Raw genomic sequence first — 11,724 nt, 5'->3', positions numbered from 1 at the left:
ACGATTTAATTAGTCAATGTAAAAATGAAATATTGAGATTATGATGTAATAATTGAATTTAAAAACAATTCCTTGCAAATCAATCATTAAGGCTTTGGAAATTTGACTTTTATGGTTCGAATTAAATGTTCTAAACCATTTAATTTAAGTTCATAAATCAATTGAAGTTGTTGGCCGAGTTCGCCTTTTGGAAAACCTTTGTTATGATACCAAACCACATAATATTCAGGAAGATCAATCAAATAGCGACCTTCGTATTTTCCGAAAGGCATTTTGGTATGTGCTAATTTGATGAGTTGTTTTTGTTGATCCATGCTAGTCCTTATATTTAATAATCTGTTAATTCTGAATCCCTAACCCCACTCCATCACTCAAAACTACTTCACCATTCCTAATATTTGAGCCATTAAACGTATCAATTGCAATTAAATTGGCTCCATCCAAATCAAGATAATCCGCAAAAGAGGCCAACGCAATTCCGGCAGAAATACCAACTGTAGATTCAGTCATGCAACCTATCATAATTTTAAAATTCATCTTTTTTGCTTTTTGAATGATTGATAACGATGGAGTCAATCCGCCGCATTTCATGACTTTAATGTTCAGCGTTTTGTAATGAGGTTTTAATAATTCCAAATCATCAATGGATTGCAAATCTTCATCCGCCATCCAATTGGCAGAACTATTTTGAGATAAGTTTTTATAATTTTCTGCACCTTTTGGCATCGGTTGTTCGAAATACAAGAATTTTGCTGAAAGTGGATCGTTTTGAATGAAGTCACATATTTCTAATGAAAAACTTCCATTGGAATCGATGCTGATTTTCTTTTCGGTAGCCAACAATTTATCTCGCAAAGAAGTGGACCACGAATTGACTTTTACTTTACAATATTCCCAATCCGATTCAATTATTTTCTTAAGTTGAATGTCTTCCTCATCCATACTAATTGTAATCGAAGATTGAGGAAAATGAGTTATTTGTAGTTGATTTAATTCGGAAAATGTTTTGTTTTCAAGTTTTCCATACAAATCCCAAAACGCACAATCTATCGCAGATTGTAAAAAGGGATGAAGTGAAAAAGTTGTTAGTTTCTTGAAAAAATCAACCGGATGTTCAATTGAAAAAGTTGTGAAAATTGATTGAATTCGCTCTAAATCATTCACAAAATCATCTAAATGAATGTGATAATAATCAATTTCAGTACATTCACCAAAACCGGTTTTTCCGTCAAAATCAATAGAAACAATTAATGCTTTTCTGAAATTATATACACCATAAGCAATTTTGAAAGGTTCTTTCAGTTGATGTTGCACTATTTTCCATTTTAATTGCATAGGATAGAATTAGGAAAATTTCTGAAAGTTTGACTGCAGAATCTGAAATAAATCAGATGAAACAAAAAATGGCAAGCGACCTACATCGCACCGCTACAACCACATACCTTTGCTGTGTTCCCACCCTGGAGGAGTTTGCAGGAGCTGGTCGTGTAGGACTTGCCGCTGCAAATATACAATCTTTTTATGTTTTTGCAAGGAAAATAGTTCGATTCAAATTGTTATATTTGTCGATATTATTACGAAATTCTCATGAAAAACTATAACTTATTCTCATTCATTTTATTAGCCGTTCTTTTTTCAAGCTGTGAAGACTCTAAAAAAGATAAATCAGGTTTATTTTTATTGAATACTACTCAATCAAAAGCACAATTTTCAACTGATGAAAAAGCTGTTTTGACAATTTCCAACACAAAAAACAAATCAATTGATAGCATTGTTTACTTTGCTAACGATAAAAAAATAGGTTCTGTTGACGGTGCAAAAAACATTGAATTTCCGTTAACCGATGAAAAATTAGGTTATCAAAATTTGAAAGCCTTGGTTTACTATGAAAATGACTATGCCGAAGCGACACACCGGATTGAGCTTATTTCGAAAATTGAACCAAAATTACTTAAGTACACATTGGTAAACACCTATCCGCATGACATTAAAGCGTACACGCAAGGACTTGAATTTCATCGTGACACGTTATACGAAGGAACCGGAAACGGTGCTGGAAATACAACCCGAATAAAAGGAATTTCGAGTTTACGTAAAACCAATTACAAAACCGGAGAAGTATATAAAATCGTGGAACATCCCGAAGCTATTTTTGGTGAAGGAATTACCATCTTAAACAACAAAGTGTATCAATTAACCTGGCAAAATTTGGTTGGATTTATTTATGATGCGGATACATTTAAAGAAATAAAACGTTTCAATTATTCTAAACGAATTGAAGGTTGGGGCTTATGTAACGACGGAAAATCACTCTATCAATCAGACGGAACGGAGAAAATTTATACTTTAAATCCGGAAACCTTGCAAATTGAAGGAAGTATCAACGTGTATTCCGGTGCCAATAAAATAAAATCGGTAAACGAATTGGAATGGATCGATGGAAAAATCTACGGAAACATCTATCAAAAAGATGCTCTGGCTATCATTAATCCCAAAAATGGAGCGGTAGAATCAGTGATTTATTTGGGTGATTTAAAGAAATTGGTTACCCAACATCCTGATATTGATGTATTAAACGGAATTGCTTACAACCCAAAAACAAAAACACTCTTTGTAACGGGCAAGAATTGGGATAAAATGTTTGAGATTCGTGTGGAGGAATAGTTGTCAGTTATTCGTTTTCGGTTGTCGGTTTTGAAAAAATTTACTTTAATTCTTCTATTTTCTTACCAACTATATTTAAGAGTAATTCAGTAGCATGGAAAAAATCCTTATAAGAATTATTTTTATCATTTTTATCTAAACCCCAAACATTGTATTCTGTATAATTATTGAACATGCCCCCTATTTTGATACTTGTATCAGAGCCGTCCAACCCGACTCTATTTTCATTCAACAAATCCTTCGATTGAATTTTTAGAATGGCATCAAAAACCTTTTTATATTCCTTATATTTTATCTTCTTTTGTTCTGTTACATTATTGATTGTTGATATCACCAAGAATTGATCTTCACTTAATGCATAAATCTCTATTCTAATAAAACTGTCTAAAACAATAGAATTACCATGATTAAATTCGATTTTTTCAGCATATAATGATTGAGAAAACAAATTATTTAAACTAAAATAGATTAGAAAAAAAGATATAAAAAAGACTTTCATACTATGCAAATAAAATTAAACTATGTAAATCAAATAAATTCAACAAATAAAACAAAACCTTCCAGGTTTTAAACAGACAACAGTTCTAATGAAACTCCCCAAACACCTTCGTCGCTTCATTATAAGCACTTTCAAAACTCATCGGACTGGTGTTGGTATTTTCTTTTTGGGTAGTAAAATACGATAATAATTTCTCCGTAGGCATATTTCCGGTTAGGTCATCTTTAGCCATTGGGCAACCACCAAAACCTTGAATGGCTCCGTCAAATCGGCGGCAACCGGCTTTGTAGGCAGCATCCACTTTCTCAAACCATTTATCGGGAGTTGTGTGCAAATGAGCTCCAAACTCAATTTCGGGATATTTTGTGATGAGATTGGAAAACAAATAATCTATTACTTCCGGTGTAGAACTTCCTACGGTATCGGAAAGCGATAAAATTTTTACACCCATTCCAGCCATTTTTTCTGTCCACTCGCCTACTATTTCAACGTTCCACGGATCGCCGTACGGATTTCCAAAACCCATTGATAAATAAGCCACCACTTCTTTGTTTGATTTATCGGCAATTTCTAAAATTTCGTTTAATGTTATAATTGATTCCGCAATAGTTTTGTGTGTATTTCGCATTTGAAAATTCTCTGAAATCGAAAACGGAAAACCTAAATACTGAATTGCTTTGTGTTCCGAAGCCAACTCTGCTCCTCTCGTGTTAGCAATAATAGCCAATAGTTTGCTTGTTGTTTGCGATAAATCCAATCGTGCTAAAACCTCCGCTGTATCAACCATTTGCGGAATAGCTTTTGGTGAAACAAAACTCCCAAAGTCCAACGTATCAAAGCCAACCCGCAAAAGCGATTGCAAATAAGTTACCTTTCTTTCCGTAGGAATAAACGTTTTAATGCCTTGCATGGCATCGCGTGGACATTCAATTATTTTTACTGGTTGCATAGGAGTTCAAATATAGGAAAGAAATTTTTCCTACGAAATCGTTTTCAATGAAAATATTATATCTGTTGAATTCATTCAAATAATAGCATGATTATTAAAGATTTAAAAAAAAATAGCAGTTTGTATTTTCTCTTTCAAACAGTAAAAAATCAGTATGACAATTATCATTTTTTTTTTAAACCAACACCAATACCTTTGAATTATATTTTTACTTCGATAGTGAGAAGTTAGGATGAAAATGTTCTCATTTATTCTTAACTTTTTACTGTTTTAAAAAAAGCGTTAAAAAGATGTCATTGATTCAAAAATATAATGTTCCAGGTCCGCGATACACCAGTTATCCTACAGTTCCTTATTGGGATGAAGACGGTTTTTCGGTAGCCGATTGGAAAGAAACCCTTCAACAATCATTTGTGCAAAGCAACACTTCCGAAGGAATTAGTTTATACATTCATTTGCCTTTTTGCGAGAGTTTGTGTACGTTTTGTGGGTGCAATAAACGCATTACTAAACGTCATGATGTGGAACATCCTTATATTGATGCCGTTTTAAAAGAATGGCAACTGTATTGCGAAATATTACCCAAAAAACCAATTATCAAAGAAATCCATTTAGGTGGTGGCACCCCGACCTTCTTTTCACCCGAAAATTTAGAACGATTGATTAATGGTTTATTTGAAAATGCAATTAAGCACCCGAATCACGAATTTAGTTTTGAAGGTCATCCCAACAATACCACACGAACACATCTTCAAAAATTATATGATTTGGGCTTTCGCAGAGTTAGTTTTGGCGTTCAAGATTATTCCGAAAAAGTGCAAAAAGCGATTCATCGTATTCAGACATTTCATGATGTGGCCAAAGTGACTTTTTGGGCGAGGGAAATTGGTTATACTTCGGTTGGTCATGATTTAATTTTTGGGTTGCCGTTTCAAACCGTTGAAGATGTGATTGATACGATTGATAAAACCAATTCACTACAACCCGATCGATTGGCTTTTTACAGTTATGCTCACGTTCCGTGGATAAAAGGAAATGGCCAACGCGGTTTTAAAGATGAAGATCTACCGAAAGATGAAGAAAAACGCCAGTTGTATGAATTAGGTAAAAAACGCCTTTCCGAAAATGGTTATCACGAAATCGGAATGGATCATTTTGCATTGGAAACAGACAGTTTGTATCATTCGTTTCAAGAACGAAAACTGCATCGAAATTTTATGGGTTATACCTCATCTAAAACACAAGTTATGATTGGTTTAGGCGTTTCATCCATCAGCGATAGTTGGTACAGTTTTGCTCAAAACGTAAAAACATTAGAAGAATATTATGCCTGTTTGGAAAAAAATGAATTGCCGGTTTTTAGAGGTCATCTTTTAACCGATGAAGATTTGATTATTCGCAAACACATTTTGAATATTATGTGTCAATTGCATACTTCTTGGCATGAATATGGTTTTTATTTTTCTGAAATCAATCAAGTACTAGAAAGTCTGAGTGAAATGGAACAGGATGGATTAATTATCATCACCAATCATTCATTATCTGTAACCGAAAAAGGAAAGCCTTACATTCGAAATATTTGCATGGCTTTTGATTTACGGATGAACCGAAACAAGCCTGAAACAAAGTTGTTTTCGATGACGGTTTAGAAAAAATAATTTTTCAAACTTGTAACTTTAAATTGAATCTTCACGTAAAATAATCATTAAATGAGATGATATGTGGAGTTTTGGAACACAAGCTATGAATACTGTTATGAAAAATAACAGAGCTTTGTTACGCAAACGCCATTCTTTTATTGAACATCGGACAGACTACTTAAAAACAAAACTAAAATACGCTGAAATTTGCGGTGAAAATTTTAATCATAAAACTGCTACTCCAGAAGAATTAGCAACTATTCGGAAAAAATTTATTTCTAAACAGAAAAAACGCTCCATCATCAATTTAGTTCTTTTCACTTTTATTATTTTAATTTGTGTGCTTTTAACCTACGAGTTTTATTTATACAATGAAAAGAACAAGCCTGTTGTTACAGAAATCATCCCATCTGAAACTAAGAAAGCTTTTCGATTATTAATCAAAGACGGAGATGAATGGATGGAAACCGGAAACTTTGAAAATGCCATTTTTAGATACAAAAGTGCCGCAAAATTAATTCCAAATCAATTTGATGTTGAATACCGAATTTGTTTAGGTTATGCTTATTTATGCAGGTATGAAAATAGTGAATGTGAGCAAGGCAAAATTGAACTTGATAAAGCGATTTCCAATTTTCCTAATCAAGAAAAATTAATGGATTTAAAGAAATATTACTAAAAAGCCCGACTTTCATCGGGCTTTACGTTTGTTTGTTTGTTTGTTTTGAATTTACACTTCTTGTAATTCTTTTTTGAATGACTTAATCAATTCGTTTTGAATTTCATAAGGCACTTTATCATAATGCGAAAACTCCATGGCTATCTTAGCTCTTCCTTGTGATATCGAACGAACAGCGGCCGAAAATTCATGCATTTCTGCAATTGGAATTAACGCTTTAATTTTGGTAAAATGTCCTTCTGCATCCATTCCTTCTACCAGAGAACGATGCGATTGAATGGAACTCATCACAGAACCGGTTATTTCATCCGGAGCTGTAATAATTGTGGTATAAATTGGTTCTAACAATTGCGGATTGGCGTTCACAAAATTTTCTTTAAAAGCCATCATTCCGGCAATTTTAAAGGAAAGGTCGTTACTATCCACTGCGTGCATTTTTCCGTCGTAAACAACAACACAAACATCTTGCACGTGTGAACCTGTGAGTGGTCCTTCCTGCATTTTTTCCATAATTCCTTTAAGGATGGAAGGATGAAAACGCGTATCGATCGCACCGCCAACAATACAATTATAATAAACTAATTTTCCGCCCCAAGGCAACTCGATTTCTTCTTTTCCACGGATGGAATAGCCTTTTGGATCGGGCGTATCTTTTGAAAAAGGATAAATCTTCATCGAAATTTCACCAAATTGCCCTGCTCCACCGGATTGTTTTTTATGACGGTAGGTTGTGTCTGCTTCCGTTTGAATAGTTTCGCGGTAAGCCACTTTTGGTTTTTGAAAATTGACTGATAATTTATAGGTGTTTTCCAATTTCCATTTGATAACGGCCAAATGAAGTTCTCCCTGACAGTGCAAAAGTGTTTGTTTTAATTCGGCAGAAACTTCTACTTGTATACTTGGATCTTCTTCTACTAATTGGTGTAAAGCAGATGATAATTTTTCTTCTTCTCCTTTTTTAGTTCCTTCTACAGCGATGGTAAAAGTTGGTGTTGGAAATTCGATTGGTTTAATTGCAATAGGAAATCCTTTTTCGTGAAGTGTGTTATTAGTATGTGTGTTTTTTAATTTTAAAGTCGCACCAATATCACCGGCAGTTAATTCGTCTACAGCAATTCTTTTGTTTCCTTCCATTTCAAACAACTGCATGATTTTTTCTACTTGACCGGTTTCTTCATTAGTCAATTCGTCGCCAACTTTTACAGTTCCGGAAAGAACTTTAAAGAAACTTAATTCGCCAACATTTGGTTCTGCAATTGTTTTATAAATAAAAATGGCTGTTTTACCTTTATCGGAACATTCTATTTCACGGTTATCAATGGTTAATCGAGGTGGCATTTCGTAAGCTGACGGACAAACGTTATCAATAAAACCCATTAATCGACCACCGCCCATATTTTGCTTGGCTGAAATACAAAAAACAGGAAAAATTTCGTGTTTAATCAAGGAATGATGTAAACCTAATTTCATTTCGTCTTCATTTAATTCTCCTTTTTCAAAATAGTTTTCCATCAATTGTTCGTCATTGGCGGCAATGGTTTCAATTAATTCTTTGTGTAACTGAATGGCTTTTTCTTTTTCGGAATTTGGAATTGGTAATTTTTCCGGTTTTCCGCCTTCGGGAGGATATTGATACATGACCATGTTGAGCACATCGATCACAGCATTAAAATTTGGCCCTTGATTTACCGGATATTGAACAATGACAACTTGATTGCCAAAATGAGCTTTAGCTTCGGCTACTGTTTTATCGAAATCGGCTTTCTCATGATCCAACTGGTTTACGGCAAAAATGGTTGGCAACTTGAATTCATTGGTATATTGCCAAATAATATCGGTCCCAACTTCTACACCCATTCGAGCATTAAGAAGCATTAATCCGCATTCTGAAACCCGCATTGAAGCAATAATATCGCCTGATAAATCATCATAACCGGGTGTGTCTAGAATATTGATTTTGTAGCCTTTCCATTTAGAATTAAGTAATTTTGAAAAAAGTGTTTTTCCTTTTTCATGTTCAATATCTGTATAATCGGCAATGGTATTTTGATCTTCCACGGTACCACGGCGATGAATTATACCTGATTCAAACAACATGGTTTCTGCCAAGGTGGTCTTACCGCTTCCGGTATGCCCGAGTAAAACCACATTTTTTACGTGCTTGCTGTCAAACTGTAACATATCCTAACTTTTTTTATAATTAATACTATAAATTTCGGATTTATTAGGGATAAAAAACATGATTAAAATCAGGTACAAGCATAAAAAAAGCGGACAACATTTTGAGTTTCTGTCCGCTAAAAAAAAAATTGGAAAACTAAAAAATTTATTAATGGCAATCCGGATTTGCCTGAACGATTAAATTTGTTGTTTTTGGAGAAATATAGGGTATGTCTAATCCCATTCCACGGATGATGAATAATCCTCCAATGATGATTACCATGATGGGAATGAATTTTTGAATTTTGTTTCGAACCGGTACTGTTATAAAATTTGAAATCAGCACCACGGCACTCATCATTGGAATTGTTCCTATTCCGAATAAAATCATGTAGGATGCTCCGAGCCATTCGTTTTGCATAGCGATTGCACCAAAAAGTGCGGCATACACCATTCCGCATGGTAAAAATCCGTTTAATAAACCGATGGTAAATAAGGCATCAAATGTTTTCTTTTTGAATTGAGCTCCCAGATGACTTTTTACTTTAGAAATCAACTTATAAATTGGTTTAGAAAAGTTGTATTGAGCCATTTTTTTTTCGGGAATAATGACAAAAAGAATCATTAAAACACCGACTAAAATGGATAATTGTTGTTGAAAACCGGCAAGAAAAAGTCCTTTTCCTAAAATTCCAAAAAACAAGCCTAGCATTCCGTACGCAGTTAATCTACCTAAATGATATAGAAAAAGTTGAAAAACTCGTTTAGCTGCATTGTTTCGATCTACCGGAATCATCATGGCTATTGGGCCGCACATGCCGATGCAATGGAAGCTGGAGAGTAAACCAAATATGAGGGCGGTGTAGAGCATGTCTGTTGTTGGTTGTCGGTTGTCTGTTGTTGGTTGTCTGTTGTTGGTTGTCTGTTTTCTGTTTTACGGTTTTGTTTCCAAGTAGGCGATTTGTTTCCTTTTTAGCCCCGATTGCAGTGGAAATCTTTTTGTTGGCGAGCTTTGCTCGTGAACAAAAAATTGGAACGGAAAGCGGGAATAGGGTTGGCTGGAAATGCCCGAGCCATTCGCTTCTTATCCGTTGTCGGTTGTCTGTTGTCGGTTATCGGTTCTCGGTTGTCTGATAACGGACAACGGATAACTGACAACTGTCTATAAATAAATTGTTTTCTTTGTTAATATTTCTTTTCCTTCGTAAGTCCAATCAATGGAAATGTCCCAGCGACCGCCCACCAAATTGTTTTTAGGTATGAGCAAATGTGAACCGGAAAGTGAAATCGGAACTTCAAAATCCAGTTTCTGGTTAGACGGTCTGTAAAGGGACACTTTTCCTTTGATTTTTGTGGCATCTATATCTGTTGGGAAAACGATTTTTAAGCCGTCTTCTTGAGCGATAACTTCTACGGGAAGAGCTAAATTTTTGTCGTTTTGCTCTTTTTCCATTCGTTTTTCAAAAACGAGTTCTTGTTTGTAATATTCTTCTACAACTAACTCGTTGTCATATTTACTGTCTGATTGCACTTTGAACACAAAGTATAAAATGAATGTCATAAACAATGCAAATGCAATTACGATTCCTGTTCCCCAATTTATTTTCATAATTTTTGTTTTTTTACATCGGACTGAAGTCCGATGAAAGTTAGCTAAAGCAAGAAGATTAATTGAAGCTTCTTGGTCCCATGAAGTTTGTTGTGGTGGTTTCAATTAAATTTTCACCATCGTAGACTTCAATTTTTATTTTTATTTTGTCACCTTCCAAATAGGCGGGATTGATTTCTATGAACAATGTTCCTTTGGCAATTCCGTCTGGTTTTACTTTTACTTTTGGTTTTCCTACCAAAATAATTTTACCTTTTGGTTCTATTAGTTTAAACGTAACTTCATCAAATTGTTTGGTTGTTTTATTGACGATTTTATAGGTATAAACGTTGCTAATATTTTCCCCTTTATGTTGAAAAAGTTGTCCTGGAAGTCTCAAAACAGTGGCTTCCACATCATTTCTCAAAAATAGCATTCCGATTAAAACACCAATTAAAATTACTAAAACTGCGGCATAGCCTTTCATTCTTGTGGTAAAAACGAATTTTTCTTTTTTTACAATTTCGTTTTCACTGGCGTATCGAATTAAGCCTTTTGGTAAACCAACGCTTTCCATGATGGTGTCGCATTCGTCGATACACGCTGTGCAATTGATGCATTCTAATTGTGTTCCGTTACGAATGTCTATTCCGGTTGGGCAGACATGAACGCATAATTTACAATCGATACAATCTCCTTTTCCGGTTGACGCTCTGTCTTCTTGTTTATTGAATTTGGCTCTTCCTAATTCTTTTTCACCACGTACATAATCGTAAGCAACATTGATTGATTTATTGTCTAATAAAACCCCTTGCATTCTTCCGTAGGGACAAGCAATAATGCAGACTTGTTCTCTAAACCATGCAAAAATGAAATAAAATACAGCCGTAAAAATCAATAAGGCAATAAGTGTACTGGTGTGTAAAGCCGGGCCTTCTTTTATCATTAATAGCAGTCGATCACTACTCACCAAATAAGCTAAAAATACATTGGCGATGAGGAAGGAAAATATAAAAAAGATAATCCATTTTGTAACTCTCTTTCTAATTTTTTCGGCGTTCCATTCTTGTTTTTGTAAACGAATTTGTGCTCCTCTATCACCATCAATCCAGTATTCGATTCGGCGAAAAACCATTTCCATAAAAATAGTTTGTGGGCAAAACCATCCGCAAAAAATTCTTCCAAACGCAACTGTAAACAGAGCTAATCCTACTACCCCAATGATCATGGAAACTACAAAAAGGTGAAAATCCTGAGGCCAAAACGGAAAACTAAAAATATTAAACCTTCTTTCTAATACATTGAACATCAAGAACTGATGTCCGTTAATTTTAATAAAAGGTGCGGATACTAAGAATATTAATAAAAAATAGCTTAAGAGTTTTCTTTTGTCGTAAAAAGGTCCTTTTGGCTTCTTGGGAAGAATAAAAGCTCTTTTACCTTCTTTATTGATGGTTCCGATCGTATCTCTAAAGCTTTCTTCGGGTAACTTGTTCATGCTTTTGTTTTTAAATTTACAAATCCCGCTTTGATACGGGATTTGTA

At 34.5% G+C, this 11,724-nt stretch carries 11 protein-coding genes and 1 other RNA gene; 3 read left to right on the top strand and 9 right to left on the bottom strand.

What is annotated here, in order from left to right; translation table 11 throughout:
* Nucleotides 1-86 precede the first annotated feature (86 nt).
* The 3 genes from M0M57_RS12575 to ffs form a co-directional block, all read right to left on the bottom strand.
* Nucleotides 87-314 (bottom strand): DUF3820 family protein, encoded by a 228-nt coding sequence (locus M0M57_RS12575; protein WP_248433377.1) that lies wholly within the window; start codon nt 312-314, stop codon nt 87-89.
* Between the two features lie 25 nt (nt 315-339).
* Complete coding sequence (locus M0M57_RS12570) at nt 340-1,335, bottom strand: enolase C-terminal domain-like protein (protein ID WP_248433376.1); 996 nt, start codon at nt 1,333-1,335, stop codon at nt 340-342.
* Nucleotides 1,336-1,402: 67 nt separating this feature from the next.
* An RNA gene (gene ffs / locus M0M57_RS12565) (signal recognition particle sRNA small type) lies at nt 1,403-1,500 on the bottom strand.
* A gap of 87 nt (nt 1,501-1,587) precedes the next feature.
* Between ffs and M0M57_RS12560 the strand changes: the two genes are divergently transcribed.
* Nucleotides 1,588-2,664 (top strand): glutaminyl-peptide cyclotransferase, encoded by a 1,077-nt coding sequence (locus tag M0M57_RS12560; RefSeq protein WP_248433375.1) that lies wholly within the window; start codon nt 1,588-1,590, stop codon nt 2,662-2,664.
* 40 nt (nt 2,665-2,704) lie between these two features.
* On the opposite strand, the gene M0M57_RS12555 is transcribed toward M0M57_RS12560, so the two are convergent.
* Both M0M57_RS12555 and M0M57_RS12550 read right to left on the bottom strand, forming a co-directional pair.
* A complete protein-coding gene (locus tag M0M57_RS12555) occupies nt 2,705-3,163 on the bottom strand; it encodes a hypothetical protein (protein ID WP_248433374.1) in 459 nt (152 codons plus the stop codon).
* 85 nt (nt 3,164-3,248) lie between these two features.
* A complete protein-coding gene (locus tag M0M57_RS12550) occupies nt 3,249-4,112 on the bottom strand; it encodes a hydroxymethylglutaryl-CoA lyase (protein ID WP_248433373.1) in 864 nt (287 codons plus the stop codon).
* A gap of 290 nt (nt 4,113-4,402) precedes the next feature.
* On the opposite strand from M0M57_RS12550, the gene hemN reads away from it, so the two are divergent.
* Both hemN and M0M57_RS12540 read left to right on the top strand, forming a co-directional pair.
* On the top strand, nt 4,403-5,761 hold the full coding sequence (hemN, locus tag M0M57_RS12545) for an oxygen-independent coproporphyrinogen III oxidase (protein WP_248433372.1): 1,359 nt from the start codon (nt 4,403-4,405) through the stop codon (nt 5,759-5,761).
* Nucleotides 5,762-5,867: 106 nt separating this feature from the next.
* Complete coding sequence (locus M0M57_RS12540; RefSeq protein ID WP_248433371.1) at nt 5,868-6,431, top strand: hypothetical protein; 564 nt, start codon at nt 5,868-5,870, stop codon at nt 6,429-6,431.
* 51 nt (nt 6,432-6,482) lie between these two features.
* Here the strand turns inward: M0M57_RS12540 and M0M57_RS12535 are convergent, their stop codons facing one another.
* From M0M57_RS12535 to ccoG, 4 genes are all read right to left on the bottom strand, one after another.
* A complete protein-coding gene (locus M0M57_RS12535) occupies nt 6,483-8,612 on the bottom strand; it encodes an elongation factor G (protein WP_248433370.1) in 2,130 nt (709 codons plus the stop codon).
* Between the two features lie 148 nt (nt 8,613-8,760).
* Nucleotides 8,761-9,462: a sulfite exporter TauE/SafE family protein gene (locus M0M57_RS12530; protein WP_248433369.1), complete on the bottom strand. Its 702-nt coding sequence runs from the start codon at nt 9,460-9,462 to the stop codon at nt 8,761-8,763.
* A gap of 291 nt (nt 9,463-9,753) precedes the next feature.
* On the bottom strand, nt 9,754-10,200 hold the full coding sequence (locus M0M57_RS12525; RefSeq protein ID WP_248433368.1) for a FixH family protein: 447 nt from the start codon (nt 10,198-10,200) through the stop codon (nt 9,754-9,756).
* A gap of 58 nt (nt 10,201-10,258) precedes the next feature.
* Nucleotides 10,259-11,677 (bottom strand): cytochrome c oxidase accessory protein CcoG, encoded by a 1,419-nt coding sequence (gene ccoG, locus M0M57_RS12520; protein ID WP_248433367.1) that lies wholly within the window; start codon nt 11,675-11,677, stop codon nt 10,259-10,261.
* Nucleotides 11,678-11,724: the final 47 nt, after the last annotated feature.

This window comes from Flavobacterium azooxidireducens (genome assembly GCF_023195775.1).
Classification (GTDB): Bacteria; Bacteroidota; Bacteroidia; order Flavobacteriales; family Flavobacteriaceae; genus Flavobacterium; species Flavobacterium azooxidireducens.
This window is presented reverse-complemented; position numbering and strand designations above follow the sequence as displayed.

What these genes read in the sequence shown, in the direction of transcription:
- M0M57_RS12540 (WP_248433371.1), top strand. Translation starts at nt 5,868, where the DNA reads ATGAAAAATAACAGAGCTTTGTTACGCAAACGCCATTCTTTTATTGAA.
- M0M57_RS12575 (WP_248433377.1), bottom strand. Translation starts at nt 314, where the DNA reads ATGGATCAACAAAAACAACTCATCAAATTAGCACATACCAAAATGCCT.
- M0M57_RS12560 (WP_248433375.1), top strand. Translation starts at nt 1,588, where the DNA reads ATGAAAAACTATAACTTATTCTCATTCATTTTATTAGCCGTTCTTTTT.
- M0M57_RS12550 (WP_248433373.1), bottom strand. Translation starts at nt 4,112, where the DNA reads ATGCAACCAGTAAAAATAATTGAATGTCCACGCGATGCCATGCAAGGC.
- M0M57_RS12530 (WP_248433369.1), bottom strand. Translation starts at nt 9,462, where the DNA reads ATGCTCTACACCGCCCTCATATTTGGTTTACTCTCCAGCTTCCATTGC.
- ccoG (WP_248433367.1), bottom strand. Translation starts at nt 11,677, where the DNA reads ATGAACAAGTTACCCGAAGAAAGCTTTAGAGATACGATCGGAACCATC.
- M0M57_RS12570 (WP_248433376.1), bottom strand. Translation starts at nt 1,335, where the DNA reads ATGCAATTAAAATGGAAAATAGTGCAACATCAACTGAAAGAACCTTTC.
- M0M57_RS12525 (WP_248433368.1), bottom strand. Translation starts at nt 10,200, where the DNA reads ATGAAAATAAATTGGGGAACAGGAATCGTAATTGCATTTGCATTGTTT.
- M0M57_RS12555 (WP_248433374.1), bottom strand. Translation starts at nt 3,163, where the DNA reads ATGAAAGTCTTTTTTATATCTTTTTTTCTAATCTATTTTAGTTTAAAT.
- hemN (WP_248433372.1), top strand. Translation starts at nt 4,403, where the DNA reads ATGTCATTGATTCAAAAATATAATGTTCCAGGTCCGCGATACACCAGT.
- M0M57_RS12535 (WP_248433370.1), bottom strand. Translation starts at nt 8,612, where the DNA reads ATGTTACAGTTTGACAGCAAGCACGTAAAAAATGTGGTTTTACTCGGG.